The following is a 24,957-nucleotide window of genomic DNA, read 5'->3' as shown; positions in this document are numbered from 1 at the left end:
CGGACAGGCTAGCGCAGGTTCACCTCCAGCGTGACCGAACGGCCGCCCGCCGACACGTGAACTTCTTTGCCACGAGCCGTGTCCACGAGCGTGAACGGCACCCGGCGGCCGTCCAGCGTCACCGAGGCGACCGCCTTCCCGGCCGGCAACACCGCGCCGACGGTCAGCCCGGCGCGCACCCGGTCCAGCCGCACGCCGACCCGCAGCCGCGCGTCACCGCCGGACACCGAGACGTCCACCGCGCCGCCGCCAAGCCGAATCGACCGGCCGGCGATCTCCCGCTGCCCGGGCGGAAGCTGCGGTACCACGGCCAGCCGGCCGTTGCCCAGATCGGGCGCGACGCCGAGTTGCTGGTGCACCACCGGCCAGAGGATCCCGTAGGCACCCCAGGCCTGCAGCGACATCGAGCGGTCGGTGAACGGCCGGTCGATGTTGGCCAGGAAGTCCGGCGACGGCGCGATCTCCGGCATCGCGCCCGGGGTCTCCCAGACCGCCGGGTCGAGCTGGATCCGGGCGTTTCCGGTGGTGTACCGGCGTTGTTGCGCCAGCCGGCCGTAGTTGCCTTCGGCCACCGCCATCACCGCCGTGTTGAGCGAGAAGATCGACCGCTCGCTGCCCACCGAGGACACCACGCTGTCGCAGGACGGCCCCGGGTTGCCGGCCGGCACGGAGGTCGGGCCGGTGCCGGTGTGGAACAGCCCGAACGCGCCGGTGAAGCACTCCCGCTCGCGCTGGGCGAGCGCGGTGTTGCCGTTCCCGGTGGCGGCCAGCGGTCCGGCCGGCCGGCCGGGCAGCTCCACCTCCATCGGGGTCACGCCGGTCCAGTGCCGCTGGAAGATCCGGGTGTTGTCGTTGGCCGGGTTGGCCGGATCATCGATCGACTCCGCGTAGTTGTTCGCGTCGCCGCCGGTCCACCACTGCGCCTCGAACGCCGCCCGCAGGGCGCCGGCCTTGTCGCCGGCCCATTGCGCGGTGCCCCGGTCACCCTTGCTGGCCGCCAGGTCGGCGAGGTCGAGCAGACCGCGAATGAGGTACACCGTGCTGTCCAGCTTCTCCGCGCCCATGCCGGCCCGTTCCACGTTGCCGAGCCCCTCCGGCCAGCCGTCGCCGTCGGCGTCCAGCCGCGCCTCGACGTGCCGCAGGTTGCGCACCATGAAGTCGTACATCTCGTCCCGGAAGGCGTCGTCGCCGGTCCACCGCCAGTACAGCGCGACCGCGCTCGGGAACTTCACGGTCTCGTCGGTGTTTCCGGCATCGTCGTTCGCTCCGAAGTAGACGTCACCTGTGGACACCACCTCGTGCACGACCTTGCCGCTGCGGTCGTTGACCACCTCGCTGATGTCGCGCAGCGCGCGCAGGTGCGCCTTGAGCGGTTCGAACTGCCCGGCGGCCACCGCGGCGAACCCGGTGTACTCGCCGTCAGTGGCGAACAGCCAGGGATAGTCCGGGAAACCGGCGCCGAACCAGCGCGCCCGGTCCAGCGTTCCCTTGGCCGCCGGATAGGCCCGGCCCTCGTCCACGTCCCGCAGGTCGAGGCCGCGGGCCTCCTGCACCGAGTCGGCCAGGTTCTGCTTGCTCCACTCGACGCTGCGCTGCAGCAGCCGGTCACCGGGCAGATCGACCACGGTGTGGCCGGCCAGCCCCCGCCGTCCCTCCACTTTGGACCGCAGGTCCCGGGCCGGATCCCGCATGGCCGAGCGGAACTCCGCGCGGGCCGCGGTGAGGCCCTCGTCCGAGCCGGCCACGGTGAACCACACGGTGCGCGCCCGGCCGGCGTCCAGCCGAACCTGGTAGTCCAACCGGCCGCCGGTGCCCTGACCGGTGGCCGAGTCGTCGCACCGGAACGGCGTGGTGCCGTCCGCCGGGCAGACCACCGGCGGCTCCTGTGGGCCCCGGTGCCCGGCACCGAGCGCGTGCCCGGTGGGGGGCAGCGAGGCGCCGACCACGGCCGCCCAGTCGTGCGCGCCGAGACCCGGCGAGCTGCCGGTCTCCCGGAACACCAGGGTTCCGTCGGCGAAGCCGCCGGTGTCGGGCAGGTTCACCGCGCCGGCGCCCGGGGTGGTCCAACCCCACGGGTAGGCCGGCATCAGCTCGGAGTGCGCGTCCAGCGCGAGCCGCACGGTCCGCGCGGAGTCGGACCGCAGCACCAGCCCGATCACCGCGGCCCGCCGGCCGTCCGGCACGAAGTCCACCCGATCGACCCGAACGCCGGCGCGCGGCTGGTAGGCGAACCGCTGGTAGCCCCATCCGTTGGTGTATCGGGTGGTGGCGATGTCGCTGCCGAGCCAGGCACCGTCCACGGCGAACCACATGCCGTCCAGCAGCTTCACCGGCGGCGTCCAGAAGCCGGCCATCTCACCGCGGACGTGCCAGCCGCCGGCCGGGAACCGGCCGGTCGCGTCGCCCATCGCGATGAACCGGTCCCCGGTGACCAACGACCGGCGGTCGGCCAGCCGGCTGGTCTCGGAAACCTCGGAAACGCCGGTAAAACCGGCAACCGCCGAGTCGTCCGGAGACGGCTCGGCGGTTGCCGGGAGTGCCGCGACCAGGGTCGCGGTCACCGTAAGCACGAATAGCCGGGATAAACCCGTCACTACTTCACACCTCCCGCGGTGAGGCCGGCGATGATCCTTCGTTGGAAGATCAGCACCACCACGACCAGCGGCACGGTTACGATCACCCCCGCCGCCATCTGCGTGCCGAACGGGGTGTCGAAACCGGTGATCCCGGTGAACCGGGAGATCGCCACGGTCGCGGTCTGCATGCTCTTCTCGTTGACCATCGACAGCGCGATGATGAACTCATTCCATACGGCGATGAACGTGAGAATCGCCGTCGTGAACATGCCGGGCGCCGCCAGAGGGATGATGATCTTTCGGAATGCCTGTCCCCTGGTCAGTCCGTCGACCATGGCGGCCTCTTCCAGCTCCTTGGGCATCTGCCGGAAGAACGTCGCCAGAGTCCAGACCGCCAGCGGCAGCGCGAAGGACAGGCTGGGCAGGATCATCGCCTGGTAGGTGTTGATCCAGCCGATGTCGGTGAACAGCTTGAGCAGCGGGATGATCAGCGAGATGCCCGGGAACATCGCGGTGGCGATGATGATCCCGGCGACCACTCCCTTGCCCCGGAAGTCGAGCCGCGCGATCGTGTAGGCCGCGAACGTGCCGAACAGCAGGGTGAAGAGCGTGGTGATACTGGCCACCACCAGGCTGTTCGCCAGCGACCGCTCGAAGCCGACGTCCGGGCTGAAGACGGCGTTGAAGTTCTCGAACGACAACGGGCTGGGGAACGGCGAGTTGTCACCCTGGTCCGATGGCCGGCGAAATGCCGACACGACCATCCAGTAGAACGGGGCCAGGCAGTAGAGGACGATGATGGCGACGCCGACGTGCAGCAGCCAGCGCCGGCTGGTCTTCGTGTTGTTCGTGCTCACAGCGGGGTTCCTCCTGCCGCCACGGCCACCGGAAGGACCGGTTGGACTTCGCCCTTGTCCTGGCGTTTGACCAGCCGCTTCTGCGACCTGGCCTCGCCGATCACGTCGGCACCGAGCAGCTTGACGAACACGAACGCCACGAGCGCGACGTAGAGGAACAGCACCGTCGCGTACGCCGCCGCCGGCCCGTACCTGAGGTTGGACGCCTCGTCGTAGGCCAGCATGGACAGTGTCTCCACCGCGAACTTGCGCTGGCCGATCATCACGAACGGCAGGTCGAACATGCGCAGCACGTCCAGCGTGCGGAACAGCACGGCGACCAGCAGCGCCGGTTTCACCAGCGGCAGCGTGATCCGCCAGAACGTCAACCAGGCGTTGGCCCCGTCGACCCGGGCCGCCTCGTAGACGTCGCCGGAGATCAGCTGCAGGCCGGCAAGGACCAGCAAACCGATGAACGGCGCGGTCTTCCAGGTGTCGGCGATGACCACGGCCCAGAACGCCTGCTGGCCTTCGGCGGTCCAGAGCACCTCGGAGTTGAGGATCTGGTTGGCCACGCCGTCGGTGGTGAAGATCCAGCGCCACAGGATGGCCGACACCGCGGTCGGGATCGCCCACGGCACCAGGATGCTGGCCCGGACCAGGCCTTTGCCGCGCAGCGCGTGGTGCATCACCAGCGCCATCGCCACGCCGATCACGATCTCGATGAGCACCGAGACCACCGTGAACCACGTGGTGTTGCCGAACGCGTTCCAGAACCGGTCACCGGCCTCGCCCTGGAAGATCGCGCTGTAGTTGTCGACTCCGACGAACCTCTCGCCCTCGACGACGAACCCGCTCTCGTCGAGCCCTTCGCCACGGCGGTAGAGCGACTCGCGCAGGGCGGCGATCAGTGGATACACGATCACCAGGCCCAGCACCAGGAACGTGGGGGTGAGCAGCAGGGCGGCAAGCTTTCCGGATCCCTGCGGACTCGTGCGCGGTGCCGCCTTCTTCGGCTCCGCGGCCGGCGCCGACGCTGGCGCGGTTGTGGTCACAAGATCTCCCTTGCGGGCAAACGGGATGGAGCGGAGGGAGTTCCCGGCCGGATCCGGTGGTCACCGGATCCGGCCGGGAATCGGCTTACTGCTTGGTCAGTTCCTCGAGCTTCTTCTGCATGTCGGCCAGCGCCTGCTCGGGGGTCTTGGCATTGGTCAGCGCAGCGTAGGCGTTCTCCTGGATCGCCGCGGTGACATCGCCGTACTTGACCGCCTGCGGACGCGGCTTGGCGCTCTCGATCGAGGCCTTCAGCGTCGGCAGGTACGGGAACTGCTTGGTCAGCTCCGCATCGGAGTACAGGGACTCCCGGGTCGGGGCCTGCGAGGTGGCGATCAGGTTGGACCGCTCGCTCTTCTCCGAGGTGAAGAACTTGATGAACTCCAGGGCGGTCGCCTTGTTCTTGCCGAACGCGGAGATGGCGAAGTTGTGCCCGCCGAGGGTGGACGAACCCGGGCCGGTCACGCCGGGCAGCGGCGCGACGTCGAACTTGCCGGCCACCTGGGAGCTGCCGTCGGTCTTGTTGGCCAGCGCCCACTGGTACGGCCACTGGCGGTGGAACAGCAGCTCACCGGCCTGGAAGGCGCGTCGGCCCTCCTCCTCCTTGAAGGTGATCGCCTTCTGCGGGATCGCCCCGGCCTGGAAGCCCTGCACCAGCGTGGTCAGCCCGGTCTTGGCCTGCTCGGTGTTCACGGTCGGCTTGCCCTCGGCGTCCAGCAGCGCACCGCCGGCCGACTGCACCGCCTCGGCGAAGTTGCAGGTCAGACCCTCGTACTTCTCGAACTGGCCGGCGTAGCAACCCATCCCGGCCGCGGCCGGCACGCTGGCGGCCACCTTCTGGCACGCGGTGGTCAGCTCGGTCCACGTCTTGGGCGCCTGCAGACCCACCTGGTCGAGCAGGTCCTTGCGGTAGTAGAGCAGCCCGCCGTCGGAGTACACCGGCATCGCGTAGAGCTTGTCGCGGTACTTGCCGGTGTCAACCGCCGGCTTGAGGAACTTGTCCAGCTCGAACTGGTCCTGCGGCAGTTCATCGACCCACCGGTTGGCGGCGAACTCGGCCGTCCACACCACGTCCAGGTTCAGCACGGTGTAGGCGTCGGACTTCACCTGCGCGTTCTGCACCAACTGCTGGCGCTGGCCGTCCGCCGACTCGGGCAGTTCGACGATCCGCACCTTCTCGTTGGGGTGCGCGGCGTTCCACTCGTCGACCAGCTTGACCATGTTGCCCGAGGTGTCCTTGCCGGTGGCAAAGGTGATCTCACCGTTGCCCTGCAGCCCGCCACCGCCGCTGGCGGTGTCACCACCGCCGCCGGAATCGTTGCCACACGCCGCAAGCAGGGCCAGCGCGGCCAGCGCGGCGGCGCCACGCAGGACCCTTGCCTTACCAATCATTTCTTGTTCTCCTGTCGATCTCTTTTCAACCCCGCTTGTTGCCGATGAGCGGCAACGTTCCGCTGCCGGACATCCGCCGGCGTGAGAGTGGTGGTTATATCAGCGCTGTCCCGACTGACGATCGTGCCGGGCAGCAAAACACCCTCCGACGTGCCGGTGGGTGCCTCGAGCAGCCGCAAAGCGGTGGCCGCGATCTCGACCACCGGTTGACGGACGCTGGTGAGTGCCGGCGTGACCGCGGAGGCCAGCGGCGTGTCGTCGAAACCGGTTACGGCGACGTCGGTTCCCGGCCGGCCGCCCCGGTCGATCACCGCGCGCATCACCCCGAGCGCGAACACGTCCGAGATGGCCACGATGGCCGTCGGCGGTTTCGGCCGGTCCAGCAGGAGATGCGCGGCCCGCTCGCCGTTGGCGACCGTGTCTCCCGGACAGGCCACCGACATCCCGGCGATCGGCAGGCCGTGCCGTACGCACGCGTCGCGCCAGCCGTTCCTGCGGTCCTTCGCCGCGCCGAGCCGGCCGCGCCGGCCGACGAAACCGATCCGCTCGTGTCCGTTGGCATGGAGGCCGTCGACGATGGCCGAACACGCGGCGGCGCCGTCCACATCGACCCAGGACCCGCGTTCCTGACCATCTTCCGGCCAGGTCCGACCAAAGGAGACGAACCGGATGTCGCGCTCGGTCAACCACGGGTGCCGGGGATCGTCACGGTCCGTGTCGGACAGCACGAAGCCGTCGACGGCTCGCTGCGCGATCAGGTCCGCGTACATCGACAGGCCGGCCTCGCCGGGCGGGGCGGTGAACAGCAGCACGTGCCGGCCGACGGTCTCCATCGCGGCGGACAGCGCGTGCAGGAAGGAGTCCATCATGGAGTTGGCGTAGCCGACCGAGCGTTGCGGGATGCAGTAGCCGATCAGACCGGCACTGCCGGTTGACAGGCTGCGCGCGCTGCGGTTGGGCCGGTAGCGCAGTTCGTCGATCGCCTTGATGACCTTCGCGAGGGTCGCGGGCTCCAGCCGGTGCGGAGCGTTGATGGCGTTGGACACGGTCTGTCGCGATACGGCGGCGTGTGCGGCCACCTGGCGCAGGGTCACCGCCTGATGGCGGATAGACCGCTGAGTCATCGTCGACTCTTCTCCTCATCCCCCGCTCTGGCCCCCGCCATTTGACCGGTCAAACGCGGGCATAGAGTGTCCCACGAACGCGCGGGTGTCAACCCGTGCCTTCGAAGTTGAGCCAAGGAGTTATGCGTGGCACCCAGCAAGCAGGCGATTCACGGCCTGCTCACCGTGCTCTCCGCCCCCGATCTCGTGCTGTCCGGATCGGACGGTCAGGTCCGCGGACCAGGCCCGCAGGGCTGGTACAGCCGGGACCGCAGAGCCCTTGCCCGGCTGGAGTTCGAGCTGCCCGGGTTCGAGCAGGTCACGGTGGGCCGGCGGCGGACCGGGCCGGACGCGGTCACCGTGCATTCGGTCGTCACGGCTTTGTCCGACCGCACAACCGATCCCACGGCCGATCGGCCGCTGCTGGCCAACCGGCATCGCGCCGTGTCGGCGGCCGCCCTTGCCGAACGGTTGACGCTGACCAACTTCGGCACCGGTGCGGTGCGCCTGACGTTGCGGGCGCACACCGGTACCGACCTCGCCGGCCTCGACGCGGTCCGGTCCGGGCGGCTCACCCGGCCGGTTCCCCCACTCTCGCACGGCGGCGATGTGCGCTGGGAGGGCGTTAACATCACCGTTTCGTTGCGATGCACTCCCGAACCGGACACGGTCGACCTGGACGCGGACGGCGCCGAGCTGACCTGGCTGATCACGCTGGATCCCGGGGACTCCTGGTCGGTGCGACTGACCGCCGGCTGCGCGCAGGGCCGGCCGGTCGGGTTCGCGCCGACCGCGGCGTCCAGGCGTCCACAGTGGACGGTCGGAGAGCTGCCGGTCGGCACCGCTGACCTGGTCGCGGCCAACCTGGCCGACCTCGACGCGCTGCTGCTGGCCGACCCCGACGACCAGGACGACCGGTTCACCGCGGCGGGGGCGCCCTGGTACCTCACCCTGTTCGGCCGCGACGCGCTGTGGACGGCCCGGATGCTGCTGCCGGTCGGCCCCGAACTGGCCGGCGGCACGCTGCGCACGCTGGCCCGCCGGCAGGGCCAAAGGCTCGACCCGGGCACCGAGGAGGCGCCGGGCAAGATCCTGCACGAGGCCCGGCCGGATCCGCTGCGGGTCGGTCAGCTGCGGCTGCCGCCGGTCTACTACGGCACGATCGACGCCACCGCGCTGTGGGTGCTGCTGCTGCACGACGCGTGGCGGGCCGGGATGCCGGCCGGCGAGGTGGCCGCGCTGCTGCCCAACCTGGTGGCCGCGCTGGACTGGATCACCGGTCCGCACGCCGACCCGGACGGCGACGGGCTGCTCGAGTACACCGGCTCGGCCGACGGCGGCCTGGGAAACCAGGGCTGGAAGGACTCCGCGGACGGGATCCGGCACGGCGACGGCAGGCTGGCCGCGGCGCCGCTGGCGCTGTGCGAGGTGCAGGGCTACGCCTACGCGGCGGCGCTCGGCGCGGCGGCGCTCGCCGAGGAGTTCGGGCTGCCGCACGGGCCCGCGTGGCTGGCCTGGGCCGCCCGGCTGCGCGAGGTGTTCCACGCCGCGTTCTGGCTCACCGACGACGTCGGGTCGTATCCGGCGATCGCGCTCGACGCGGGCAAGCGGCCGGTGGCCGGTGCGTCGTCCAACATCGGGCACCTGCTCGGCACCGGGCTGCTCGACGCCGGGCAGGCCGAGCGGGTGGCGCACCGGCTGGCCGCTCCCGATCTCACCACCGGTTACGGGCTGCGCACGCTGAGTTCCGACTGCGCCGCGTACCACCCGCTCAGCTACCACCTGGGCAGCGTCTGGCCGCACGACACGGCCATCGCGATCCTCGGGGCGAACGCCGAGGGGCAGCATGAACTGGCCGACGTGCTCGCGGACGGCCTGCTCCGCGCGGCGCGGCACTTCGCCGGTCGTCCGCCGGAGCTCTACGGCGTGCTGGACGGTGAACCGGTGCGCTATCCGTCCGCGTGCCGCCCGCAGGCGTGGTCCGCGGCCGCGATCGTCGTGGCCGCCCTGACCGTCAACCCGACCGCGCGGACAACTGGGCCAGGCGGCGCGGCGTCGGCCACCGGACGTCGGTGACCCAGCCGAAGCGCTCGAACAGCCAGATCAGCCGGGCCGAGATGTCGATCTGGCCGCGGTGCACGCCGTGCCGGGCACAGGTCGGATCGGCGTGGTGCAGGTTGTGCCACGACTCGCCCATGCTCAGGATCGCCAGCGGCCAGAAGTTCGCCGAGTGGTCCCGGGCCACGAACGGCCGGCTGCCGATCATGTGGCAGATCGAGTTGACCGACCAGGTGACGTGGTGCAGGAACGAGACCCGGACCAGACCGGCCCAGAAGAACGCGGTCACCGCGCCCCACCAGGACCAGGTGATCAGCCCGCCGAGCACCGCGGGGGCGAACATCGTGACTGCCGTCCACAGGCCGAACTGCCGGTGCACCCGTCTGATGTCGTTGTCGGCGAGCAGATCGGGCGCGAACCGCTCCTGGTTGGTGAGCTTCCGGTCGAAGATCCAGCCCATGTGCGCGTGCCAGAAACCCCTGGCCAGGGCGATGGGTGACGTGCCGAACGCCCACGGGGAATGCGGATCGCCGTCCCGGTCGGAGAACGCGTGGTGCCGGCGGTGATCGGCCACCCAGTGCAGGATCGGGCCCTGGAGCGCCATGCTGCCCGCGATGGCCAACGCGATCCGCATGCCGCGCCCGGCCTTGAACGCCCGGTGGGTGAAGTAGCGGTGGAAGCCGACGGTCACGCCGAGGCAGGTGACGACGTAGAACGCCGCGCCCAGCGCGAGATCGACCCAGCCGACCCCCCAACCCCAAGTCAGCGGGATGGCCGCGACCAGGGCGAGGAACGGCCCGAGGATGAAGAGGTACATGGCCAGTTGCGACGCCACGGTGCGTTGGCCACCGTGGAGCGGTTTGGCGATCCCGGTCACTGTCATAACGTCATGAAACCGTCTCGATACTCACGGAACCAGGCTATCGGGCAAAGCGGGCAACACGGATATGTGACCGTCATCCGTTACTCGCGAAGGTCGCGATGGCTCGTTCGTCGAGGCTGCCGACGTAGACCGTGCCGTCCCGTTCACGCACGCCGGTGACCATGTGGAAGTCGACGGGCGTGTCGTAGTACTCGTGCACGGTGCGACCGGTGTCCCCGTCCACCGCACGCACCCACACGGAACGCTTCTCCTTGGGCTGCAACCGTTCGGGCAGCGCCCAGACGGCCTTGCGCACGACCGGGTGCAGCGGATGGATCAGATCCAGCGCGCGGTCCCGCGGGCTGGCCATGGCCACCCAGATCAGCCCGTCCGACCCGGTGGAGAGGTTGTCCGGAAACGCCGGCAGGTTGTCGTCCAGTGCGGTCACCGTGCCGGCCCGCTCGCCGGTCAGCCACACCTTGTCCAGCCGGTATGCGCCGGTCTGCGCGACCACCACGTAGGACTCGTCCGGTGCCAGCGCGACCCCGTTGGCGAACTGGAGCCCGGTCAGCACGGTCTCCAGCGCACCGTCCGGATCGCGGCGCAGCAGCCGGCCGGTGCCGGAATGCTCGATGATGTCGGCCTTGTAGTGCTCAAGCGGGAAGCGGCTGGACGAGTCGGTGAAGTAGACGGTGCCGTCCGCGGTGACCGCGGCGTTGTTGCAGAGCAGCAGGTCCCGTCCACTCGGGACGATCACCTCGACCTTGCCGCTCTTCGGGTCGACCAGCAGCAGACCGCGGCCGGCGTCGCAGACCAGCAGCCGGCCGTCCGGGAACAGCTCGATGCCCAGTGGCCGGCCGCCGGTGTCGGCGACCGTGTCGAGCCGTCTGCCGTCCGCGGTCAGCCGCAGGATCCGGCCGTCGCCGACCCCGGTGAACACGTGTCCCCGGTCGTCGACGACCACGTCCTCGGTGCCGTGGCCGTTGACGTTGTGCACGGTCAGCGGGGGCAACGACGGTCGTGGCCGCGGCGCTGCCTTCGGCGGCCGCCACGCGACGGGTTGGACCTTCGGACGGCGCATTTTCCTCCCCTACCGGTAGCTCAGCAACTCCCGGTTCGGTCCCTCGAAGTGCCCGTGCTCGTTGTAGGACACCAGCGAAATCCCGGATCTGCCACGCACGATCTTAGTCAGGCCGGCGTTGACCATGGTTCGGTTCAACGCGATGAAGCCCTCCGGCGGCATGCCGAGCAGCTCGGCGCAGATCGCCGCGATCACCCCGCCGGAGGTGAACACCAGTGCGGTACCGGCCACCTCGTCCAGGGCCCCGAGCGCGCCGTCCCGAAAATCCGTCCAACTGCCCGCGTCGCCCGCGGTGCCGCCGATCCAGCCGAGCAGCGCCGCATCGAGCAGCTTCTGGAACTCCCGGGTGGACGGTGGTTCCGCGCTCGGCGGCAACGACTGCCGCACCAGGCCGAGATGGTCGTACTCGTTCCACCTGGCGTCCTGCCGGACCGGCAGATCCACCTCGGCCACCGGCAGGCAGGCCGCGGCCGTCGCGACCTGGCGGCGCAGGGTGCCGGACCACACCTGGTCCACCCGGATCTCCCGGCGGCGCAACTCCTCGCCGAGCACCTTGGACTGCTGCGCTCCCACCGGGGAAAGCACGTCGTAGTCGGCCGCCCCGAACGACGCCTGCCCGTGCCGGATCAGATAGATGGTGGGCACGACACCTCAACGCTCCATGGCCTGGCGGCAGCGCCACTCGAAGTAGGCCGAGCTCATCCAGAGGTCCTTGAACGCCGGGTTGTGGGTCTGGCCGTGGTGATAGCGGTAGTAGATCTGCTGCAGGATCACGGCCAGCCGGAACAGGCCGAACACCTCGTAGAACGTCCAGTCGCCGGGTTCGAGGCCGGTGCGCTCGCAGTAGTAGGAGACCACCTCGCGCCGGGTGGGCATCCCGGGCAGGTGGGTGATCTGCTTGCGGGCCCGCAGCGCCGCCTCGTCGTCGTCGCCCTGGATCCAGTACGTGGTCACGGCGGCCAGGTCCATCAGCGCGTCGCCGAGCGTGGCCATCTCCCAGTCGAGCACCCCGACCACATTGAGCGTCTCCGGGCCGTCGAGCACCGCGTTGTCGAACCGGAAGTCGTTGTGGATCACGCAGATCCGCACGTCGTCCGGCATATGCGCGGCCACCCAGGCCATCACGTCCTCGAAGTCCGGCACGTTCTCGGTGCGGGCCGCCCGGAACCGCTCGGACCAGCCGCGCACCTGACGCTCCACATAGCCCGCACCCTTGCCGAGGTCGCCAAGCCCGGCCGCGTCCGCGTCCACCTGGTGCAGCTCGATCAGCCGGTCGATGAAGCTGAACCCCAGCGTGCGGGCCCGCTCCGGCGACATGGTCATCCCGGGCGGCAGCTCGCGGCGCAGGATGATGCCGGGAATCCGCTCCATCACGTAGAAGTCTGAACCGATCAGGTCGTGGTTCTCACACAGCGCGAGCACGTTCGGCACGTACGGGTAGACCGGCCGCAGCTGACGCTGCACCCGGTACTCGCGCTTCATGTCGTGCGCGGACGCCGCCTTGCGGCCCACCGGCGGCCGGCGCAGGATCAGCTCGCGGTCCGGGTAGCGCAGCAGGTAGGTCAGGTTCGACGCCCCGCCGGGAAACTGCCGCACCTCGGGCAGCCCGACCAGTCCGTCCACATGGGACGAAAGCCACTCGTGCACGGCCGCGGTGTCGAAGCTGTCCTCGTCGCGAAGCTGGCCCGGCTGGTCGGTCAGGGTCTCGGTCATGGGATCCTCAGCTGGTCTCGCCGCCCAGCTTCTTCTGGACGCGTGACCAGTATCGGGCAACCTGCCGGTCGACCACACCCGGCAGGTACCGCTTGAGCCGAGCGGACCGACGACCGTCGGCGTGCGTGTTCACCATGAACGTCCTGCCGTGGACCGCCGCCCACACCTGGCGGGCGACGTCCTCCGGCGTGACCTTGGCGGACTCCACCAGCTTCTTCGTGATCTCGGTCAGCGCCGGATCGGCGTCCCGGGACCGGTCGATGATGTTGGTCTTGACGAACCCCGGACACACCACGGTGGTGGCGATCCCGTAGGGCGCGAGTTCATGCCGCAGGGTCTCGGACAGCGCCAGCACCCCGGCCTTGGTCACGTTGTAGGAGGACATCGCCGGCAGGTTCATGATCGCGGCCAGGGACGCGACGTTGACCAGGTGTCCGGAGCGCTGCTGCTTGAACAGGGGCACGAACGTCCGGCACCCGCGCACCACACCCATCAGGTTGATGTCCAGGATCCAGTCCCAGTCCTCAAGCGGGATCCGCTCGAACCGCCCGCTGGATGCCACTCCGGCGTTGTTGACCAGCACGTCGAGGCCGCCCCACTCGCGCTCGCACCACTGCCGGGCGGCCAGCCAGGCCGCGTCGTCTGTGACGTCGAGCGGGAGGAAGGCGGCGTCCAGTTCCTTGGCCACCGCCTCCGCGGCCGTCGCGTCCACATCGGACACCAGCAGCCGGGTCTCCGGATCGCCGAACACGGTGGCCATCGCCCTGCCGAGGCCGGAACCGGCTCCGGTGATCAGGATTCGTCGACTCACCGGGCGGCTCCGTAGGGCTTCAGCTCCTGGCGCGCCACCAGGTGCAGGTGCACCTCGTCCGGCCCGTCGGCCAGGCGCAGCGACCGGGCGCCGGTGTAGGCGGCGGCGAGCGGGAAGTCGTCGGTCACACCGGCCGCGCCGTGCAGCTGGATGGCCATGTCGATCACCTCGGTGGCCACGTTCGGGACCACGACCTTGATCTGCGAGACCTCGCTGCGGGCACCGCGCAGGCCCTCGGTGTCCAGCTTCCAGGCGGTGTAGAGGACCAGCAGCCGGGCCTGGTTGATGGCGATCCGGGCCTTGGCGATCCGCTCCCGGTTGCCGCCGAGGTCGGCGAGCGGCTTGCCGAACGCCACCCGCTCGGTGGCCCGCTTGCAGGCCAACTCGAGGGCCTTCTCGGACAGCCCGATCAGCCGCATGCAGTGGTGGATGCGGCCGGGACCGAGCCGGCCCTGCGCGATCTCGAACCCGCGGCCGGGGCCGGCGATCACCGAGTCCAGCGGCAGCCGGACATCGTTGAAGATCACTTCGCCGTGTCCGTGCGGCTCGTCCAGCCGGCCGAACACCGGCAGCAGCCGCTTCACCTCGAGGCCCGGGCTGTCCAGCGGCACCAGCACCATCGAGTGCTGGGCGTAGCGCGGCGCGTCCGCGTCGGTCAGGCCCATGAAGATGGCGACCTTGGCCATCGGGTGGCCGATGCCGCTGGAGAACCACTTGCGGCCGTTGAGCACGATCTGGTCGTCCTTGACCACGGCGGTGGCCGCCATGTTGGTGGCGTCCGAGGAGGCGACCTCGGGCTCGGTCATGCAGAACACCGAGCGGATCTCCCCGCGCAGCAACGGATCCAGCCAGGTCCGCTTCTGCTGCTCGCTGCCGTAGAGGTGCAGCACCTCCATGTTGCCGGTGTCCGGCGCGCTGCAGTTGAACACCTCGGAGGCGATCGAGGACCGGCCCATCAGCTCGGCCAGCGAGGCGTACTCGACGTTGGTCAGCCCGGCGCCGTGGGTCTCGTCCGGCAGGAACAGGTTCCACAGGCCCTGCCCGCGCGCCTTGGCCTTGAGCTCCTCCATGATCGGCGGCACCGTGAACCCGTCGCCATCGGCCCGCACCGCGCGCCAGTAGTCGGCCTCCACCGGATCGATCTCGGTACGGATGAACTCGCCCACCCGCTCGATGTAGTCCGAAGCCTTCGCCGACCGTCCGAAGTCCATGAGCGCTCCCTCATGCGGAGTTGAGCATTGCTCAACAAGCTACTCTGGCTATCGAGCAATGCTCAATAGTGCCGGGAGGTCAGGTGGTTGTTGCGCAGAGCACACCGCGCACCAGGCTGGACGCGCAGGACCGCCGCCGGCAGCTGATCGGCATCGGGCTGCGGATGCTCGCCACCCGGCCGATCCACCAGATCACCGTCGACGAGGTGGCCGCGTCCGCCGGCATCTCCCGCAGCTTGCTTTTCCACTACTTCGACACCAAGCAGGACTACTACGCCGCCGTGGTACGGGCGGCCGGCCGCCGGCTGCTGCGTCAGGTCGCCCCCGACCCGGCCGGCCCGCCTGAAGCGCGGATCCGGGCCATGGTGGACAACTACGTTCGCTACTTCGAGCGGCGCCGGGAGGCCTACGTCGCGCTGTTCCGCAGGCCCGGCGCGGACGACTGGGTCCGGTCCATCCACGACAGCACCCAGGACGCCCTGGCCGGCAAGGTGATCGAGGCGCTCGGCGGCGAACAGCCGATCGCCGAGGTGGAGATGGTGATCCGCGCCTGGTGGTCGTTCGCCGAAGAACTGGCCATCGCCTGGACCGGCCGGGAGCCGTCCGACCGGGACGGTCTGGTGAACCTGCTTACCGAGACCCTGCACCGGGTGATCGGCGCGGCGAAGGGAGAATCCACCCGATGAAGGTGTACGTGCTGCACGAGAACCCGGACTGGTACCCGCCGTTCGCGGCCGCGTTCGACGCCGAGGGCGTGCCGCACGAGCCCTGGCTGCTCGGCGACGGGTCGCTGGAGCTGGCCGACGCGCCGCCGCCCGGGGTGTTCTGGTCGCGGATGAGCGCTTCCGCACACACCCGCGGGCACGTGCACGCCAAGGACCACACCCGGGCCGTGCTGTCCTGGCTGGCGGCGGCCGGACGCCGGGTGGTCAACGGCCGCCGGGTACTCGAGCTGGAGATGAGCAAGGTCGACCAGCTGACCGCGCTGCGCGCGGCGGGCTTCGACGTGCCGCGCACCATCGCCATCGTCAACGGCACCGCGGGGACGTCCGAACTCCTTGCGGCGGCAGGGAAGCTGCCGACGCCGCTGGTGGTCAAGCACAACCAGGGCGGCAAGGGCCTCGGCGTGCGCCGGTTCGACTCGGTCGACGAGCTGGCCACCGCCGAGCTTGAGCCGCCGGTGGACGGGATCACCCTGGTGCAGGAGTACGTCCGGCCGGCGCAGCCGTTCATCACCCGGGTCGAGGTGGTCGGCGGCGAGCTGGTCTACGCCATCACCGCCGACGTGGCCCGGGGCGGGTTCGAGCTGTGCCCGGCGGACGCGTGCGCTACCGGCGGCGGGTCGCTGTTCGCGCTGCGCGAGGGCTTCGACGAGCACCCGATCGTCGCGCGGTACCTGGAGTTCGCCCGCCGGCACGGCATCGAGATCGCCGGGTTCGAGTTCATCGAGACCGTGGACGGCCGGCTGGTCACCTACGACATCAACACCAACACCAACTACAACCCCGAAGTGGAGGCGGTCGCGCCCCGCTCGGGACCACGGATGATCGCCCGGTTTCTGGCGCGGGAGGCGGGACTCTAGATGAGATTCGGTTACTGGATGCCGGTGTTCGGCGGCTGGCTGCGCAACGTCGCGGACGAGGGCATGAACATCTCCTGGCCCTACATCAGGGATCTGGTGGTGGACAGCGAGCGGCACGGGTTCGACCTGACCCTGATCGCCGAGCTGAACCTCAACGACATCAAGGGACACCGGGCGCCCGCGCTGGACGCCTGGTCGCTCGCACCGGCCGTCGCCGCGGTCACCCGGACGCTCGAGCTGATGCTCGCCGTGCGGCCGAACTACCACTCCCCCGCGCAGACCGCCAAGGCTTTGTCTACTTTGGACACCATCGCGCCCGGCCGGTTGTCGCTCAACGTGGTGTCCTCGTGGTGGAAGGACGAGGCGGCCCAGTACGGTGCGCCGTTCGACCTGCACGACGCCCGCTACGCGCGGACCGAGGAATGGCTCGGCGTGCTGCGCCGGCTGCTCACCGAGGACACCGTGACCCACCACGGCGCGCTCTACGACTTCGAGGCCGCCATCCTGGAGCCCAAGCCGTCCCGGGTGCCGACCGTCTACATGGGCGGCGAGTCGCCCAAGGCCAAGGAGATCATCTCGAGCTACGGCGACGCCTACGTGATGCACGGCGACCCGCCCGAGGTGATCGCCGGCAAGGTCGCCGACCTGAGCAAGCGGCGGGCCGACGCCGGCCGGGAACCGATGATCTTCGGCGTGTCCGGCTACGTGATCTGCCGGGACACCGAGGAGCAGGCGCAGGCCGAGCTGGACCGGATCCTGGACGTGCGCTCCTCGCCCGAGGCGTACGCCTCCTACCGGGACTTCGTCGAGGGCTCGCATCTGGAGTCCGAGGTGACCCTGCGCGAGTACAGCGTGTCCAACCGCGGGCTGCGCGCCGGCCTGGTCGGCACCCCGGAGCAGATCACCGCCCGGATCCGCGCCTACGAGGAGGCCGGCGTCGACCTGATGCTGCTCCAGTTCTCACCGCAGCACGAGGAGATGGCCCGGTTCGGCCGGGACGTCATCACGCACTACTGACCGGTCGGCTCAGCCCTGGCGGTCCGGGCCGGCGCGGGTGATGTCGATCCGGATCAGGCAGCGCTTCTCGGTGCGCATGGCCTCGCGGTACTCGTCCCAGTCGGGGTGCTCGCCGCTGATCGAGCGGTAGTAGGCGATCAGGCCGTCCATCGCCTCGGGCAGCGAGACGATCTGCGCCCGGCCCTCGACCTGGATCCAGTTGCCGTAGAAGGCGTCCGGCATCGAGCACAGCCAGGCCCGCGGGTCCCGGCGCAGGTTGCGGACCTTGTACGCGGTCTCCCGGCTGCTGATCACCGCATGGCCCTCGTCGTCCACCGCCACCGTCACCGGCGTCATCTGCGGGGCGCCGTCCGATCGGGTGGTCGCCAGCACGGCCCGGTGCTGGCCGCGCAACACCTCTCGAGCCTGATCCAGATCCATGGGCCCAGACTAGGGCGTGCCCAGAAAATCATCGAGGCAAGTCTCGCCCCAACCAACGCAACCTCAGGGGCACCGTGACGCAACCCAGCCACCATCACCCCGCTAACCGCACCACCGGCTGGACCGCAACAACAACAGTTAACTCCGGAGAGGCGGACTAGTGCAGGTGGTAGTGGTGTTCCCCGAGGCCGGCGGGGCCGGGCGGATGCGGCTGCCGGACGGCACCGACCGCGCGGTGCCCGACCTGGCCGCCGCCATGGCCGAGCTCGAGGCGCGGGACCGGCCGCGCTGGGTGCTGCCGGCCACCGAAGAGTGCTACCCCGACCTGCTGCGCGCCGGCGTGCGGCTGGCCCGCTGCCACGACCTGGCTCTCACCGAGAGCATCCTGCTGGCCTGCGCGGGCACGCCCGGCCGGCCGCGCAACCTGGCCGCGGCCGCCGCCCGGCTGCACGGCCTGCCCGAGCCCGCCGACCGGCCGCCGCCCAGCCGCGCGGAGGTGCCCGGGCTCTTCGAGCTGGACCGCGGAAGCGTCCCGGCCGGCGACCCGCTGGCGGCCGCCGCCGCGGTCTACGCCGACCAGCAGCGGCGGCTGGACGCCGACCCGCACCCGGAGCGGCTGCGCCTGCTGGTCGCGGCCGAGTCGGCCGGTGGGCTGGCCGCGGCCGAGATGACCCATCACGGCCTGCCTTGGCGGGCCGACGTGCACGACGCGCTGCTCACCGAGCTGCTCGGCCCGCGGCCGCCGGCCGGGGGCAAGCCGGCCCGGCTGGTCGAGCTGGCCGACGAGATCAGCGCCGCGTTCGGCGGGGTGGCGGTGAACCCGGACGCGCCGGGCAGCGTGGTCCGGGCGTTCAAGAAGGCCGGCATCGAGGTGCCGTCCAGCCGGGCCTGGGTGCTGCGCGAGGTGTCGCACCCGGCGGTGCCGCCGCTGCTGCGGTACAAGGAGCTGGCCCGGCTGTGGGTGGCGCACGGCTGGACCTGGCTGGACTCCTGGGTGCGCGCCGGGCGGTTCCGGCCGGAGTACGTGGTCGGCGGCGTGGTGTCCGGACGGTGGGCGACCCGGGGCGGTGCGGCCCTGCAACTGCCCAAGACGCTGCGCACCGCGGTGCGCGCCGACCCCGGGTGGGCGCTGGTAACGGCCGACGCCGCCCAGCTCGAACCCCGGGTGCTCGCGGCGCTGTCCGGCGACCTGCGGCTCGCCGAGGTGTCCGGGTCGGCCGACCTCTATGCCAGCCTGGCCGCCGACGCCTTCGACGGCGACCGCGGCCACGCCAAGGTGGCCATGCTCTCGGCGATGTACGGCGGCACCAGCGGCGGGGCCGGTCCGCTGCTCGCCGTGCTGCGCAAGCGGTTCCCGCACGCCGTGGACTACGTGGAGCAGGCCGCGCGAACCGGCGAGGCCGGCGGGATCGTGCGCTCCCGGCTCGGCCGAACCAGCCCGCCGCCGAGCGAGGCGTGGCGGGCGCTCACCGGCTCGGCCGAGCAGGACGACGTCACCGAGCGCCGGTCCCGTCAAGCGGCCCGCAACTGGGGCCGGTTCACCCGCAACTTCGTGGTGCAGGCCAGCGCCGCCGACTGGGCACTGACCGTACTGGCCGCGCTGCGCCGCCGGCTCACCCTGACCGCGCCCGGCGCCGAGGTGGTGTTCTTCCAGCACGACGAGGTGCTGGTCCATTGCCCTGCCGAGCTGGCCGAAACCGTCGCGTCCGAAGTGGACAAGGCGGCCGCCGAGGCCAGCCACCTGGTCTTCGGCCCCACCCCGGTGCGCTTTCCGTTACAGGCCAACATCGTCGACTGCTACGCCGACGCCAAGTGAGGCGTCAGGACCGGCGCAGCAGATCCGGGCTCAACTCGGCGAGGGTGCGGTGCCCGGACAGCGCCACCGTGGAGTCCAGGTCGGCGAGCACGGTGCGCAGCGCGTGCCGGACGCCGGCCTCGCCGCCCAACGCCAAACCGTAGGCGTAGACCCGGCCGAGCAGCACCGCCCGCGCGCCAAGGGCCAGCGCCTTGACGACGTCGGCGCCGGTGCGCACGCCCGAGTCGAACAGCACGGTCAACTGCTCGCCGACCACGGCCACGATCTCCGGCAGCACGTCCAGCGCGCCGACCGCGCCGTCCACCTGGCGGCCCCCGTGGTTGGACACCACGATCCCGTCCATGCCCGCGGCCACCGCCCGGGCCGCGTCGGCGACGGACTGGATGCCCTTCAGCACGATCGGGCCGTCCCAGTGCTCACGCAGGAACGGCAGCTGGTCCCAGCGCTTGTCCGTGCCGGTGAACATCGGGATCCAGCGCAGGATCGCCGACTGCGGGTCCTGCTCCGGCGTCTTCTCGAGCCCAGCAAGGAAAGCCGGGTCGGAGAACGGGATCGCGGTGCCGATGCCGCGGATGAACGGCAGGTACGACTGGTCCAGATCACGCGGGCGCCAGGCCAGGGTCCAGGTGTCCAGCGTGACCACCAGCACCGTGAACCCGGCGGCCTTGGCCCGGTTCAGCAGGCTGATCGTGACGTCGTTGTCGTTGGGCCAGTACAGCTGGTACCACCGCGAGCCGGACCCGTTGGCCGCGGCGACGTCCTCGATCGTGTTCGACGAGGCGGTGGACAGCACCATGGTCAGATCGAGCGCCGCGGCCGCCCGGGCGGTGGCGAGCTCGCCGTCGGCATGCAGGATCGACTGCACGCCAACGGGAGCGAGCAGCACCGGGGCTGGCATCGGGGTGCCGAGCACGGTGCACGACAGGTCCCGGGTGGTGGCGTCGGTGAGCATCCGCGGCACGATCCGCCACCGGTCGAACGCCTCCCGGTTGGCCCGCACGGTCGCGCCCGACCCGGCGCCGCCGGCCACATAGCCGAACGGGCCCGGCTCCATCGCCACCCGCGCCGCGTCCTCGAGCAGCGTGGCGTCGGTGGTGAACGCCGGCACCGCGTCGGCGAGACCCTGCAGGTAGATCTCGTTCTGGTAGCTGTTGAAGTGCGTCATCTGTTCCTGTCCACTGTGGCCATTCCGGACGCAGCACCCTAGCGACTGCGCAGCCTCAGCCGCCAGAGATTCAACCAGCTCAGCCCGGCCGACAGCGCGGAGCACACCAACACCACGGCCAGCAACTGCAGTCCGCTGGCTCCCATGGTCGCGGACAGCGTCCAGATCAGCAGGAACAGCAGCGCCAGCCCGAGCGGCAGCGCCGCCGCCAGCAGCAGCGGCTCGGCCTGTTTGAGCCCCGCCGGCCCGACCCGGCCGCCCGGCGGCAGCCGCAGCCAACCGCGCACCACCATGCCGACCGCGAACACCAGCAGGCCGAACCCGAACCAGGCCAGCATCGGGCCCGGGTCGGACAGCCCGGCGACGATCAGCAGCAGCGAACCGACCGCGAGCCACACCGATACCCGGCGCACCACCAACCACAGCGCGATGCGCTGGGCCCGGCCGAACCGCGCGGGCGGGAACACCGGCCGCTGCGGAGGTGGCGGCGGCTCCTCGGGCGCCGGCCGGGAGTTGAGCGCGTTCAGGCTCGCGGTGATGTGCACGTTGCCCGGGTCCAGCGCCAGCGCGTCCCGGTAGGAGCGCCGGGCAAGCGGGGCGTCGTCCGCGGCAGCGGCGATGTCGCCGAGCACCTCGTGCGGCCGGGCCTCGCGCGGCGCCAGGTCGATCGCCACCTTGGCCACCGCCAGCGCCTCGTCCGGTTCGGTCGGGGCCAGCGCCTCGGCCAGCGCCACATGGCAGCGCCAGTCGGCCGGATCCCGGCGCACCGCCTCCCGGGCGCAACTCACGGACTCCTCGAACCGGCCGAGCTCGCCCAACGCGAGGCTGGCCAGCCGGTGCGCCCAGGACCGCTCGCCCAGGGTGATCGCCCGCTTCGCCGCGTCCAGCGACTCGGTCAGGTCACCGGCGTCCAGGTAGGCGACCGAGAGACGGCACCAGGCGCCCGCATGGTCCGGATTGGTGTCCACCACCGGCCGGAGCAGCTCGATCGCCACCCGCGGCCGCCCGTCCGCGGTGATCCGCGCGGCGCGCGCGAGGACTGTGTCAATTGGCTCGCCCATGCACCCTCCCACCGCGCCCGGACGGCCCAGTCTGCCAGGGCGGGCGGTGCGACTACCCCACCATACCGGCCAGATCATCCCGCTCAAGTCGGCCCGGCTCCACGACGGCCTGGTTGTCGACCAGGGCCTGCAACGCGTCGCCGTCATCCCACATGTTCACGTTCATCGCCGCGTGCACGGCGCCGTCGCGCAGCCAGAACGCGATGAACTCGCGCGCGGCCAGGTCGCCGCGCACCACCAGCTGGTCGCGGAACGGGTTGGCCAGCCCGCGCACCTCCATGCCCAGGTCGTACTGGTCGGAGAAGAAGTACGGGCTGGCCGTGTACGGCTCCGCGCCGCCGGCCAGGTTGCCGGCCACGTGCGCGCCCTGGTCCTTCGCGTTCGCCCAGTGCTCGACCCGCAGCCGCCGGCCGTACCTCGGGTGGAAGTGCGCGGCGATGTCGCCGGCCGCGTACACGTCCGGCGCCGAGGTACGCAGGCCGGCGTCGGTGTCCACGCCGCCGCCCGGCGCCGAGTCGGACAGCTCCAGCCCGGCCGCGTGAGCCAGCTCCACCCGGGGCACCGCGCCGATCGCCACCACCACCCGGTCGGCCGGGAGCAACTCGCCGTCGTCCAGCCGGACCCCGGTGACCCGGCCCTGCTCGCCGCCGAACTCGGCCACCCCGACGCCGAGCTTCCAGCGCACCCCGTTCTGCTCGTGCAGGTCGCGGAACACCGCGCCGATCGTGTCGCCGAGCACCGGGTGCAGCGGCAACGGGAGCCGCTCCACCACGGTCACCTCCGCCCCGTGCTTGCGCGCCGCCGCAGCCGCCTCGCAGCCGATCCAGCCGCCGCCCACCACCACGACCCGACCGCCGTCCCGCACCGCGGCCAGCAGCGCCCGCGAGTCGTCCAGGGTGCGCAGCGTGTGCAGGCCGGCCAGGTCGGCGCCGGGCACCGGCAGCGTGCGCGGCCGGGATCCGGTGGCCAGCAGCAGCCGGTCGAAGGGCAGCCGCTCCCCGGTGGCGTCGACCACCACCCGCTCGCCCAGCCGCACCTCGGTGATCTCGGTGGAGCTCCGCCGCTCGATCGTGTTCGTGGCGTAGAAGTCCTCCTCGTGCACCCAGTCCGGCTCCTCGGCGTCACCCAGGAGGATGCCCTTGGACAGCGCCGGCAGCTCGTAGGGCCGGTGCGGCTCATCGCCGATCAGCACGATCTCGCCGACGAATCCCTTGGCCCGCAACTCCCCCGCGGCCGTCGCACCGGCCAACCCCGATCCCACGATGACGATGCGCTGCGGTTCGGCCATCGGTCAGCCTCTCGTTTCGGGTGTGTGAGTGGATCACCACGCTAGTCGCCCGGGCGGCACCGCGCCGGCATGAATATGAAAAGTGGCCAGTTCCCCGTTACGGTCACCATCGGAACTCGTTCCATCTTCGGGAGACGTACGGGGCGGACCCACGAAGCTCGGACAGGAAGGGTAGGTCGCAGTGAGCAGCCACAGGGAGTGGCGAGTGACGTGCCGCGATATCGCCGGCCGAAGACGCGACCTGCAGGTCATCGCCAGAACCGGGCAGATCGTGCTGGTCGCTCCCCCCGGCGAGACCGCGATCCTTTCGCCGCTGGACGTCGGCCGCCTCCGGGCCGCGTTACGGGACGCCGTGATGGACGCCGCGCTCAAGCCGTCCGACTGAGAAACGGGTTCACACGGCCGGCCAGGAATGCACCGGCTCGTTGGAATGCATGTGGGTGGCGTAGCGCCGGGTCATCTCGCGCAGCGCCTGCTCCCGGTTGACCCCCGTGGTCTCCTCGAGCCGCCGCACGGTGTCCACCTGCCAGCTCGCGCCGTTGCGCCCGCTGATGCACCGCTGCTCGATCACCGCGAGCAGCCGGTCCCGCTCGTCCGGCGCGACCGCCCAACCGGCCAGGCCCTCGTGCGCCAGGGGCAACAGCTTGCGCAGCACCAACTCGGTCACCGGGACCTCACCGATACCGGGCCAGTACACCTTCGCGTCGATCCCGTCCCGGGAGGCGGCGTGGAAGTTGTCCTTCGCCGCGGAGAAGCTCATCTGTGTCCACACCGGACGGTCCTGGTCGGCCAGCGCGCGCACCAACCCGTAGTACAGCGCCCCGTTGGCCAGCGTGTCGATCACCGTCGGACCGGCCGGCAGCACCCGGTTCTCCACCCGCAGATGCGGGCGGCCGCGGGCGATGTCGTAGATCGGCCGGTTCCACCGGTAGATCGTGCCGTTGTGCAGGCGCAGCTCCCCCAGCTCCGGGGTGTCGCCGCGGGCCAGCATCTCGGCCGGGTCCTCCTCGTCGCACAGCGGCAGCAGCGCCGAGTAGTAGCGCACGTTCTCCTCGAACAGGTCGAAGATCGAGGTGATCCACCGGTCGCCGAACCACACCCGCGGCCGCACGCCCTGCGCCTTCAGCTCGTCCGGCCGGGTGTCGGTGGCCTGCTCGAACAGCGCGATCCGGGTCTCCGCCCAGAGCTGCTTGCCGAACAGGTACGGGGAGTTCGCGCCGAGCGCCACCTGGATCGACGCGATCGCCTGGCTCGCGTTCCAGTACCGGTCGAACATCTCCGGCGCCACCTGCAGGTGGTACTGCACGCTGGTGCACGCGCTCTCCGGAGCGATCGTGTCGGCCGTGGTGACCAGCCGCTCCACGCCGGATATGTTGATCTCCAGGTCCTCGCCCCTTGCCGCGAAGATCTGTTCGTTGAGCACCTTGTAGCGCGGGTTGGCGGACAGCGTCGCCCAGCTCATGTGCTTGTGCCGCAACGTGGGCAGGATGCCGATCATGAGGATGTGCGCGTCCACCGTGTTCGCGTGCTCCTCGGCCGCGTTCAGGCTGGCCCGCACCTCCTCCTCGAAGGTGGCCAGCCCGCCGGTGTTCAGCTTTCGCGGCGGTAAATTGATCTCGATGTTGAACTGGCCGAGCTCGGTCTGAAACGCCGGGTCGGCGATCGCCGCGAGCACCGCCGCGTTGCGCATGGTCGGGTCGCCGGCGTCGTCCACCAGGTTCAGCTCGATCTCGAGACCCGCCGTCGCGCCGGTCTCGAACCGCGACTCGGACAACATCTGCGCGAACACGTCGAGGCAGAGACGGACCTTCTGCCGGAACCGCTGCCGGTCCGCCCGGCTGAACTCGACCTGTTCGACGTCCTTACCCATGGGCAATAGCCTGAACGCTCTCCGGCATTCACGCTAGTGGGT

The 24,957-nt window shown here is 70.7% G+C and carries 22 protein-coding genes; 6 read left to right on the top strand and 16 right to left on the bottom strand.

The window, feature by feature from the left end; genetic code table 11:
• Nucleotides 1-8 precede the first annotated feature (8 nt).
• The 5 genes from VFV67_RS17895 to VFV67_RS17875 form a co-directional block, all read right to left on the bottom strand.
• Complete coding sequence (locus VFV67_RS17895) at nucleotides 9-2,561, bottom strand: hypothetical protein (protein WP_326471403.1); 2,553 nt, start codon at nucleotides 2,559-2,561, stop codon at nucleotides 9-11.
• A 32-nt stretch (nucleotides 2,562-2,593) separates the two neighbouring features.
• Nucleotides 2,594-3,433, bottom strand: coding sequence for a carbohydrate ABC transporter permease (locus tag VFV67_RS17890; protein ID WP_326471401.1), 840 nt, complete (start codon nucleotides 3,431-3,433; stop codon nucleotides 2,594-2,596).
• Nucleotides 3,430-4,467, bottom strand: coding sequence for a sugar ABC transporter permease (locus VFV67_RS17885; RefSeq protein ID WP_326471399.1), 1,038 nt, complete (start codon nucleotides 4,465-4,467; stop codon nucleotides 3,430-3,432). The genes VFV67_RS17890 and VFV67_RS17885 overlap by 4 nt, the downstream gene beginning before the upstream one ends.
• 85 nt (nucleotides 4,468-4,552) lie before the next feature.
• Nucleotides 4,553-5,857 (bottom strand): ABC transporter substrate-binding protein, encoded by a 1,305-nt coding sequence (locus VFV67_RS17880; RefSeq protein ID WP_326471397.1) that lies wholly within the window; start codon nucleotides 5,855-5,857, stop codon nucleotides 4,553-4,555.
• Nucleotides 5,854-6,981, bottom strand: coding sequence for a LacI family DNA-binding transcriptional regulator (locus tag VFV67_RS17875; RefSeq protein WP_326471395.1), 1,128 nt, complete (start codon nucleotides 6,979-6,981; stop codon nucleotides 5,854-5,856). The genes VFV67_RS17880 and VFV67_RS17875 overlap by 4 nt, the downstream gene beginning before the upstream one ends.
• 126 nt (nucleotides 6,982-7,107) lie before the next feature.
• On the opposite strand from VFV67_RS17875, the gene VFV67_RS17870 reads away from it, so the two are divergent.
• Nucleotides 7,108-9,036 (top strand): glycogen debranching N-terminal domain-containing protein, encoded by a 1,929-nt coding sequence (locus tag VFV67_RS17870; RefSeq protein WP_326471393.1) that lies wholly within the window; start codon nucleotides 7,108-7,110, stop codon nucleotides 9,034-9,036.
• On the opposite strand, the gene VFV67_RS17865 is transcribed toward VFV67_RS17870, so the two are convergent.
• The 6 genes from VFV67_RS17865 to VFV67_RS17840 form a co-directional block, all read right to left on the bottom strand.
• Nucleotides 8,975-9,901, bottom strand: coding sequence for an acyl-CoA desaturase (locus VFV67_RS17865; RefSeq protein ID WP_326471392.1), 927 nt, complete (start codon nucleotides 9,899-9,901; stop codon nucleotides 8,975-8,977). The genes VFV67_RS17870 and VFV67_RS17865 overlap by 62 nt on opposite strands.
• Before the next feature lie 73 nt (nucleotides 9,902-9,974).
• Nucleotides 9,975-10,961, bottom strand: coding sequence for an SMP-30/gluconolactonase/LRE family protein (locus tag VFV67_RS17860; RefSeq protein ID WP_326471391.1), 987 nt, complete (start codon nucleotides 10,959-10,961; stop codon nucleotides 9,975-9,977).
• Nucleotides 10,962-10,970: 9 nt separating this feature from the next.
• Complete coding sequence (locus VFV67_RS17855; protein WP_326471390.1) at nucleotides 10,971-11,606, bottom strand: histidine phosphatase family protein; 636 nt, start codon at nucleotides 11,604-11,606, stop codon at nucleotides 10,971-10,973.
• Between the two features lie 6 nt (nucleotides 11,607-11,612).
• On the bottom strand, nucleotides 11,613-12,674 hold the full coding sequence (locus VFV67_RS17850; RefSeq protein ID WP_326471388.1) for a phosphotransferase family protein: 1,062 nt from the start codon (nucleotides 12,672-12,674) through the stop codon (nucleotides 11,613-11,615).
• Between the two features lie 7 nt (nucleotides 12,675-12,681).
• The gene (locus tag VFV67_RS17845; RefSeq protein ID WP_326471387.1) at nucleotides 12,682-13,485 is read right to left on the bottom strand and encodes an SDR family oxidoreductase; all 804 of its coding nucleotides are present in this window, start codon (nucleotides 13,483-13,485) and stop codon (nucleotides 12,682-12,684) included.
• Complete coding sequence (locus VFV67_RS17840) at nucleotides 13,482-14,696, bottom strand: acyl-CoA dehydrogenase family protein (RefSeq protein ID WP_326471386.1); 1,215 nt, start codon at nucleotides 14,694-14,696, stop codon at nucleotides 13,482-13,484. The genes VFV67_RS17845 and VFV67_RS17840 overlap by 4 nt, the downstream gene beginning before the upstream one ends.
• 83 nt (nucleotides 14,697-14,779) lie before the next feature.
• Between VFV67_RS17840 and VFV67_RS17835 the strand changes: the two genes are divergently transcribed.
• Genes VFV67_RS17835 through VFV67_RS17825 form a run of 3 tightly spaced genes read left to right on the top strand, consistent with a single transcriptional unit; the run spans nucleotide 14,780 to nucleotide 17,295 of the window.
• Nucleotides 14,780-15,382 (top strand): TetR/AcrR family transcriptional regulator, encoded by a 603-nt coding sequence (locus VFV67_RS17835; protein ID WP_326471385.1) that lies wholly within the window; start codon nucleotides 14,780-14,782, stop codon nucleotides 15,380-15,382.
• Nucleotides 15,379-16,278 carry a hypothetical protein gene (locus tag VFV67_RS17830; RefSeq protein WP_326471384.1) on the top strand — a complete coding sequence of 300 codons (900 nt, stop codon included), beginning with the start codon at nucleotides 15,379-15,381 and terminating at the stop codon, nucleotides 16,276-16,278. Before VFV67_RS17835 ends, VFV67_RS17830 begins: the two co-directional genes overlap by 4 nt.
• On the top strand, nucleotides 16,279-17,295 hold the full coding sequence (locus VFV67_RS17825) for an LLM class flavin-dependent oxidoreductase (RefSeq protein ID WP_326471383.1): 1,017 nt from the start codon (nucleotides 16,279-16,281) through the stop codon (nucleotides 17,293-17,295).
• A gap of 9 nt (nucleotides 17,296-17,304) precedes the next feature.
• Here VFV67_RS17825 and VFV67_RS17820 read toward each other — a convergent pair whose 3' ends face one another.
• Nucleotides 17,305-17,715 (bottom strand): PPOX class F420-dependent oxidoreductase, encoded by a 411-nt coding sequence (locus tag VFV67_RS17820; protein WP_326471382.1) that lies wholly within the window; start codon nucleotides 17,713-17,715, stop codon nucleotides 17,305-17,307.
• Between the two features lie 205 nt (nucleotides 17,716-17,920).
• Between VFV67_RS17820 and VFV67_RS17815 the strand changes: the two genes are divergently transcribed.
• On the top strand, nucleotides 17,921-19,531 hold the full coding sequence (locus VFV67_RS17815; RefSeq protein ID WP_326471415.1) for a bifunctional 3'-5' exonuclease/DNA polymerase: 1,611 nt from the start codon (nucleotides 17,921-17,923) through the stop codon (nucleotides 19,529-19,531).
• A 4-nt stretch (nucleotides 19,532-19,535) separates the two neighbouring features.
• Here VFV67_RS17815 and VFV67_RS17810 read toward each other — a convergent pair whose 3' ends face one another.
• The 3 genes from VFV67_RS17810 to VFV67_RS17800 are packed head-to-tail and all read right to left on the bottom strand — an operon-like array spanning nucleotide 19,536 to nucleotide 23,045.
• Entirely contained in the window at nucleotides 19,536-20,696 is a 1,161-nt protein-coding gene (locus VFV67_RS17810; RefSeq protein WP_326471381.1) for a lactate 2-monooxygenase, read from the bottom strand.
• 38 nt (nucleotides 20,697-20,734) lie between these two features.
• Entirely contained in the window at nucleotides 20,735-21,757 is a 1,023-nt protein-coding gene (locus VFV67_RS17805) for a tetratricopeptide repeat protein (RefSeq protein WP_326471380.1), read from the bottom strand.
• A 52-nt stretch (nucleotides 21,758-21,809) separates the two neighbouring features.
• Complete coding sequence (locus VFV67_RS17800) at nucleotides 21,810-23,045, bottom strand: NAD(P)/FAD-dependent oxidoreductase (protein WP_326471378.1); 1,236 nt, start codon at nucleotides 23,043-23,045, stop codon at nucleotides 21,810-21,812.
• Nucleotides 23,046-23,226: 181 nt separating this feature from the next.
• On the opposite strand from VFV67_RS17800, the gene VFV67_RS17795 reads away from it, so the two are divergent.
• On the top strand, nucleotides 23,227-23,430 hold the full coding sequence (locus VFV67_RS17795; protein ID WP_326471376.1) for a hypothetical protein: 204 nt from the start codon (nucleotides 23,227-23,229) through the stop codon (nucleotides 23,428-23,430).
• 9 nt (nucleotides 23,431-23,439) lie between these two features.
• Here the strand turns inward: VFV67_RS17795 and VFV67_RS17790 are convergent, their stop codons facing one another.
• A complete protein-coding gene (locus VFV67_RS17790; RefSeq protein WP_326471374.1) occupies nucleotides 23,440-24,915 on the bottom strand; it encodes a glutamate-cysteine ligase family protein in 1,476 nt (491 codons plus the stop codon).
• Nucleotides 24,916-24,957 lie beyond the last annotated feature (42 nt).

The sequence above is a fragment of the Actinophytocola sp. genome (assembly GCF_035762905.1).
Lineage (GTDB): Bacteria > Actinomycetota > Actinomycetes > Mycobacteriales > Pseudonocardiaceae > DASYTH01.
This window is presented reverse-complemented; position numbering and strand designations above follow the sequence as displayed.

Bases quoted from the DNA above. Each gene is read 5' to 3' on its own strand.
- VFV67_RS17880 (WP_326471397.1), bottom strand. From the start codon at position 5,857: ATGATTGGTAAGGCAAGGGTCCTGCGTGGCGCCGCCGCGCTGGCCGCG.
- VFV67_RS17875 (WP_326471395.1), bottom strand. From the start codon at position 6,981: ATGACTCAGCGGTCTATCCGCCATCAGGCGGTGACCCTGCGCCAGGTG.
- VFV67_RS17865 (WP_326471392.1), bottom strand. From the start codon at position 9,901: ATGACAGTGACCGGGATCGCCAAACCGCTCCACGGTGGCCAACGCACC.
- VFV67_RS17860 (WP_326471391.1), bottom strand. From the start codon at position 10,961: ATGCGCCGTCCGAAGGTCCAACCCGTCGCGTGGCGGCCGCCGAAGGCA.
- VFV67_RS17850 (WP_326471388.1), bottom strand. From the start codon at position 12,674: ATGACCGAGACCCTGACCGACCAGCCGGGCCAGCTTCGCGACGAGGAC.
- VFV67_RS17840 (WP_326471386.1), bottom strand. From the start codon at position 14,696: ATGGACTTCGGACGGTCGGCGAAGGCTTCGGACTACATCGAGCGGGTG.
- VFV67_RS17830 (WP_326471384.1), top strand. From the start codon at position 15,379: ATGAAGGTGTACGTGCTGCACGAGAACCCGGACTGGTACCCGCCGTTC.
- VFV67_RS17825 (WP_326471383.1), top strand. From the start codon at position 16,279: ATGAGATTCGGTTACTGGATGCCGGTGTTCGGCGGCTGGCTGCGCAAC.
- VFV67_RS17820 (WP_326471382.1), bottom strand. From the start codon at position 17,715: ATGGATCTGGATCAGGCTCGAGAGGTGTTGCGCGGCCAGCACCGGGCC.
- VFV67_RS17815 (WP_326471415.1), top strand. From the start codon at position 17,921: ATGCGGCTGCCGGACGGCACCGACCGCGCGGTGCCCGACCTGGCCGCC.
- VFV67_RS17810 (WP_326471381.1), bottom strand. From the start codon at position 20,696: ATGACGCACTTCAACAGCTACCAGAACGAGATCTACCTGCAGGGTCTC.
- VFV67_RS17805 (WP_326471380.1), bottom strand. From the start codon at position 21,757: ATGGGCGAGCCAATTGACACAGTCCTCGCGCGCGCCGCGCGGATCACC.
- VFV67_RS17800 (WP_326471378.1), bottom strand. From the start codon at position 23,045: ATGGCCGAACCGCAGCGCATCGTCATCGTGGGATCGGGGTTGGCCGGT.
- VFV67_RS17790 (WP_326471374.1), bottom strand. From the start codon at position 24,915: ATGGGTAAGGACGTCGAACAGGTCGAGTTCAGCCGGGCGGACCGGCAG.